The following is a 5,618-nucleotide window of genomic DNA, read 5'->3' on the forward strand; positions in this document are numbered from 1 at the left end:
GGAAGGGGCCGACGCCGGCGGAAGCCAGGGAGATCCTGGCCCGGTCACGAGCTGATCCGATCTGGTTCTGCCGGGAGGTCCTCGGCGACCGGCACCTCTGGGAGAAGCAGCAAGAGATCCTCCTCTCGGTCCGGGACAATACCGAGACCGCCGCAAAGGGCTGCCACTCGTTCGGCAAGAGCTGGATCGGCGCCCGGGCGGCCCTCTGGTTCCTGTACTGTTTTAAGCCGAGCGTGGTTATCACCACGGCCCCGACCCAGCGCCAGGTCGAAGGCATCCTGTGGAAGGAGATCCGGGCGGCTCACGCCCGGGCGAAGTTCCCCCTGGGTGGGACCCCGCTCCAGACCCAGATCAAACTGGCGGAGAACTGGTTCGCCTGGGGGTTCACGGCAACCGACCCGGATCGCTTCCAGGGGTTCCACGAGATCTCGATCCTGGTCATCGCCGACGAATCCGCCGGCATCATGGAGAGCATCTTCGAGGCGATCGACTCGGTCCTGACGACCGAGCACGCCCGGCTCCTCCTGCTCGGCAACCCGACGTCCTCGAGCGGCCGGTTCCTCGAGGACTTCAAGACGCCGGGTGTCGCGAAGATCAGCGTATCGGCCTTCGATACCCCGAACTTCACCCAGTTTGACATCACCCGAGACGATATCCGGACCGGGACCTGGGAGGAGAAGATCGCCGGCCGGACCCTTCCCTACCCCTATCTGACGACCCCGCAATGGGTCGCCGGCCGGCTGAAGCGGTGGGGGGAGAACTCTCCCCGCTACCAGGCCCGGGTCGAAGGCCAGTTCCCTCCCTCCTCGACCGACGCCCTGATCCCCCTGGCCTGGATCGAGGCCGCGATCGACCGGGAGATCGAGGCCGGCGGCCCGCCCGAGTTCGGGGCCGATATCGCTCGGTTCGGCGACGACGAGAGCGTGATCGCACTCCGGAACGGAATGAAGGCCCGGATCCTGGACGTCCTCCCGATGGCCGACACCATGGAGACGGCCGGCTGGATCGCCCGGCATGCCCGGGAGCAAAAACCGATCTCCGTCAAGATCGACACGATCGGGATCGGATCCGGGGTCCACGACCGACTAAAGGAGCAGAACTACCCCGTCCAGGAGGTGAACGTCTCCTCGAGTCCCCGGAATAAAGAGGACTTCCTGAACCTCCGGGCCGAGGCCTACTGGACCCTCCGGGAGATCTTCGAGGCTGGCGATATCGCCCTCGAGGGGGATCCGGAGCTCCTGGACGTCCTGGCCGGGCAGCTGGCCGCGATCAAGTACAAGATCGACAGCCGGGGCCGGATCCAGATCGAGAGCAAAGATGAGATGAAGAAACGCGGCCTCCCGTCGCCCGACTACGCCGACGCCCTGATGCTGTCCTTCGTGCCCCGGCGCGAGCGGAAGAAGGGGGCCCGAGTACTAGCCTCGCGGAGAAAAGGCACATGAGCAGACTACACGACATCAAGACCCGGGCCCTCCACCTGATCGGGGTCGGCCGGGACGAACCGACGAAGAAGACGAAGATGAAGGCCGGAGGGGGCCGGGATTTCTCCCTGAAGGGCCACTTCAATGCAGAGGAGAGGACGCCGGAGAAGGTCAAGGCGCTCAAGAACATCTACAAAAAGGGCGGGATCTACGCCGAGGCGCTCGACCAGTACCCCCTGTACATGTTCTCGAACGGCTACCGGCTGGAAGGCGACGAGGTCCTGAAGAAGAAGGTGCAGGCCCGCTTCGACCAGATCGATATCGAGAGCGTCCTCGAGATCATGACGATCGAGGCCCTGGTCACGGGCGACGGGGTCGCCGAGAACGCTAGGGGGAAGGGGTCCCTCGCAAAGGAGATCGTCGCGGTCATCCCCCGGGGTGCGGAGACGTTCCGGATCAAGGTCGACTCCTCCGGGGACGTTCAGGAATACGTCCAGCAGTTCAACCAGGACGGCATCGAACTCGAGACCCCGATCCCCCTGCAGACCGAAGAGGTGACACACCTCCGGCTGCTCCCGGTCGCCGGATCCCCGTACGGCCTCTCGCTCCTGGGCAGGGCGATCGACGAGGTCACCCGGGACACCAAGACCGCTGAGGCGACCGCGTCGGCCATCTGGCGGCACGGGTATCCGAAGTACGATGCCACGGTTACGAACGGTCCGGAGGAACTGGAGGTCGACGAGCAGGACCTGAAGGACGTCGAGAAAGAGCTCGAGGAGATCGAGGCGAAGAACGAGTTCGTCCACGACGGGACGGTCACGATCAAGAACCTCGATCAGCTCGGCGCCCAGCACGTCGGGGAGTACAACGACGCGACCCTGGTCCGGGTCTGTGCTTCCCTGGGCGTCCCCGAGGAACTGATCGGCCTCCGGAGGGGTTCGACCGACGCGACGGCCGTCTCCCGGATCGATGCGTTCTTCAAGCGGATCAAGACCTTCCAGAAGCGCGTCGGGCGGACCGTTGACGCCTCGATCATCGACCTGATCGTCGGCCGGCCGGGCCAGGTCTGGATCGTCTTCAACGACCCGAACCCGAAGGACTTCCTCATGAAGGCCGACGCCGTCGGGAAGGTGCTCGCACCCTGTGCACAGACCGGCGACCTCTTCGCCATCATGGGTCGCAGGCAGGTGCAGGAGTATCTCGACATCGACCCGGACAAGTGGGAGGAACTCGAGGGAGAGGGAGCCCTCCCCACGCCGCCGGCGGTGGCTGGAACCGCTCCGGAGGATCCTGCAGAATGATCTCTCGGTCCACGCAGATCCGCACCCTCGCCGCCGCGAAGAAGCAGGTCTCCCGCTCGACCAGGAGGGATCCTGTTCAGGCGAAGACCCTCCGGGTCACCTACGAGAAGGGGCTTGTCCGGTTGTTCCGCACGTACCGGACCGCAGCGGTCGAGGTCCTGACCCTCGCCCGAGAGAACGAGGCCCGGGCTCTGGAGCCTACGCCGATCCGGATCGCGTGGCTGGTTGAGGAGTTGGAACTGCTGGCGAAGGAAGCGATCCTCGGCCCGGGGGAAGTCGTCGTCAGCAACTCGGTGAAGACAGGATACCGCCGGGGGGTTCTGTATGCCGAGCGGGCGCTGGCCCGGATCGGCATCACTTCGAAGCTCGGCGAAGGCCCGGCAGACTGGCGCGTGCTCGACGTTCTCCGGGTCCGCAACCTGCAGGCGTTGAAGGGCGTTACGGCGGAGATGAACAAGCAGATCGTCTCCGCGTTGACGGAGGGGATCAACAAGGGGGAAAGTGTCGTGAAACTCGCCCGCCGGCTGCGGGATCAGGTCGACGGGATCGGGATCCAGCGAGCCCGGCTCATGGCCCACACGGAGACGATGTACGCCTGCAACGAGGGCGCCCTGCTCCGGTACAGGCAACATGGCATCAAAACGATCGAGTGGCTCTGTGCTGGCAACCCCTGCACCAAATGTCAAGAGAACTGCGGCAAGCCGTTCCCCATCAATGAGGCCCCGCCCTGCCCGCTGCATCCCAGGTGTCGGTGCACGCTGCTTCCGGTCATCGACGATGACCCGGGGGGATCCTGATGGCCGTCCCGATCACCGTCTACCAGGACCCCTGGCTGCCCGAAGGCCTGGCCGCCCTTCTCGACATTCCCGACATCTGGGATCTCCGGGACGTCGTCATCGGCGCCCCGGCGTCCCTGACCTACCCGCTCCCGACGTGGGGCTGGGGTCCCGACTGGGTCGGGTTCCCGCTGGTGCCGGCGTCCGGGGAGGTCTACCTCTTCCCGCAGGAGGACCGCACGACCCCGATCCGTGGATGCGTCTGGCGGGGAGGAGCGTCGGTCATGGTCTGCCCGGGGGAGTCCGTCCGGGTCATCCAGGCCAGGCTGATCCACGAACTCCTCCACCTCATCGATGACGGCCGGCACGATCCCGACGGGATGGAAGCCTGGCTTGAGACGTCCCGGATCCGGGCCTTTGCCTACACGATCACCACCCGGACGGGGCTCCTCGACCGGACGGCCTGGGAACGGATCTTCTATGAATCGCTGATGAACGACTGGAAAAAAGGAGGATACACAGAATGTGGCAACCTACGCTGGATGTAACAGCAATCGGGCCCGCGACCTACCGGTTCACGACCCCAAGCCCGCCCGCTCTCCCTGACGAGACGGAATTCGTGATCCAGGACGTCGATCCCCAGGATCAGCCTATCATCCACAACGTCGCCGGGCAGGCCTCTATCGAATACACCTTTCCGCGGGCCGGGCAGTTCCGGGTGACGGTCCGGACCTACCGGACACGGCCGGACATCCCCGGGGTCGATGAGTTCGGCACAGCAGGACAGATCATCCGGATCGCGGCGCCAGAACCCGAGACCCCGGCAGACCCCGATCCCGGCCCCCTCCCGGACGATCTCCCCGAACCCGAACCAGACGAAACCCCCAAGGAGGAACCCATGGCAAACCCCTCTGGCGACCGTCTGATCGAACTCGCGATCTGTCTCGGGGAGCGCCTCCTCGAAATGGAGATGACCCAGGCCCGGGCATTTGTCCTCGGCCTGGTCGCGGGGACGGTCGGGACATACGCCTGGGCCTTCTGGCTATGAAAATTGTAATTAAATCGTGATGCCCGATGCCGAGAAACCGGACCTTCACCCCACGCGAGCAAGCCTACATCCTGTCCCACGCCGGGAAGAAGTCCTGGGGCGAGATCGCCCGGGACCTCGGCCGGCTCTACCCCCAGGACAACGGTGGCCGGCGGTCGCGGAAAGGGGTGCAGGGGTTCGCCCTACAGAAGCGGGCCCGGGTATCGGTCGTCCGCCAGGTGAGGGTCCCGGCCGCCCTCGTGGACGGTCTGGACCTCTCGAACCAGGATCTCTCGAAGATTCTGACCGAGTCTCTGGTCCGGATCCGAGGCCGGCAGTCAACGGCCCCGCCTTTATAGTTCATACAGGCTATACGCCCCCCTATCCTACAGAGTAGGTAATGCCGAACGCTCCTACTCACAGACTGCTCCAGGTCGAGTTCGGTACGTCTCAGATCAAAGAAACTCCTGACGGGGGCCTGAAGGTCTTCGGCGTGAAGCTGCTCGCCGAGGGAACCTGGACGGACTCGAACGTCGGGAGCCCCCTGTACTATCCTGTTCAGACGCTCCAGGCATACGCGACGAACTGGACCGATCGATCTCTCTGGATCAGGCACTCCGGGATAACGCCCTGGAGCATCACCGACCGGATCGCCGAGATCGAGGATATCCGCTTCGAGTCCGACGCGGTCGTCGGCGACCTCTTCTTCCACGGCCGGACACAGAACTCGAAGGACTCGATCGCGTACATCAAATACTGCCAGGAGACCGGGCGGCCGGTCTTCGTCTCGGTGGAACACACCGGGAAAGAACGCTTCGACGCCGCCAAGTCTCGCTGGGAGGCCGAGAGCCTGGTCTTCTATGGGGCAGCTCTCGTCAATCGAGGGGCCTGCAAGAAGTGCAACCTCCCGACCAGGAAAGAAGGGGAAAAGGAGGACGAACTCATGGACGAGAAGAAACTCGCCGAATTTGAGGGCCAGATCAAGACCCTCGCGGAAACGGTCGGGAAACTGACCGAAGGCCTGGCCGGAGTGATGAAACACCTCGATGCCCAGGCGGTACAGATGAAGACCCTCGCGGAGAAGACTCCCGAG

General features: G+C 64.6%; 7 protein-coding genes. All 7 read left to right on the top strand.

Going from position 1 to position 5,618, the window contains the following annotated elements; genetic code table 11:
* Positions 1-1,442 (top strand): hypothetical protein (locus BRA62_RS08075; RefSeq protein WP_292366059.1); only part of this gene is annotated, 1,442 nt, incomplete at its 5' end.
* Positions 1,439-2,722 (top strand): hypothetical protein, encoded by a 1,284-nt coding sequence (locus BRA62_RS08080; protein ID WP_292366060.1) that lies wholly within the window; start codon positions 1,439-1,441, stop codon positions 2,720-2,722. The genes BRA62_RS08075 and BRA62_RS08080, both read left to right, overlap by 4 nt.
* Positions 2,719-3,519, top strand: a complete 801-nt coding sequence (locus BRA62_RS08085) for a minor capsid protein (RefSeq protein WP_292366061.1) — start codon at positions 2,719-2,721, stop codon at positions 3,517-3,519. Before BRA62_RS08080 ends, BRA62_RS08085 begins: the two co-directional genes overlap by 4 nt.
* The gene (locus BRA62_RS08090; protein WP_292366062.1) at positions 3,519-4,046 is read left to right on the top strand and encodes a hypothetical protein; all 528 of its coding nucleotides are present in this window, start codon (positions 3,519-3,521) and stop codon (positions 4,044-4,046) included. Before BRA62_RS08085 ends, BRA62_RS08090 begins: the two co-directional genes overlap by 1 nt.
* Positions 4,022-4,546 carry a hypothetical protein gene (locus tag BRA62_RS08095; protein ID WP_292366063.1) on the top strand — a complete coding sequence of 175 codons (525 nt, stop codon included), beginning with the start codon at positions 4,022-4,024 and terminating at the stop codon, positions 4,544-4,546. The genes BRA62_RS08090 and BRA62_RS08095 overlap by 25 nt, the downstream gene beginning before the upstream one ends.
* Positions 4,547-4,572: 26 nt before the next feature.
* Positions 4,573-4,884, top strand: a complete 312-nt coding sequence (locus BRA62_RS08100; protein ID WP_292366064.1) for a hypothetical protein — start codon at positions 4,573-4,575, stop codon at positions 4,882-4,884.
* Positions 4,885-4,925: 41 nt separating this feature from the next.
* On the top strand, positions 4,926-5,618 hold a 693-nt coding region (locus tag BRA62_RS08105), incomplete at its 3' end, for a hypothetical protein (RefSeq protein ID WP_292366065.1).

Source organism: Methanoculleus sp. UBA208, from assembly GCF_002498065.1.
Taxonomy (GTDB): Archaea; Halobacteriota; Methanomicrobia; order Methanomicrobiales; family Methanoculleaceae; genus Methanoculleus.

Coding starts and splice junctions, on each gene's coding strand:
- BRA62_RS08080 (WP_292366060.1), top strand. CDS start 1,439: ATGAGCAGACTACACGACATCAAGACCCGGGCCCTCCACCTGATCGGG.
- BRA62_RS08100 (WP_292366064.1), top strand. CDS start 4,573: ATGCCGAGAAACCGGACCTTCACCCCACGCGAGCAAGCCTACATCCTG.
- BRA62_RS08085 (WP_292366061.1), top strand. CDS start 2,719: ATGATCTCTCGGTCCACGCAGATCCGCACCCTCGCCGCCGCGAAGAAG.
- BRA62_RS08090 (WP_292366062.1), top strand. CDS start 3,519: ATGGCCGTCCCGATCACCGTCTACCAGGACCCCTGGCTGCCCGAAGGC.
- BRA62_RS08095 (WP_292366063.1), top strand. CDS start 4,022: ATGTGGCAACCTACGCTGGATGTAACAGCAATCGGGCCCGCGACCTAC.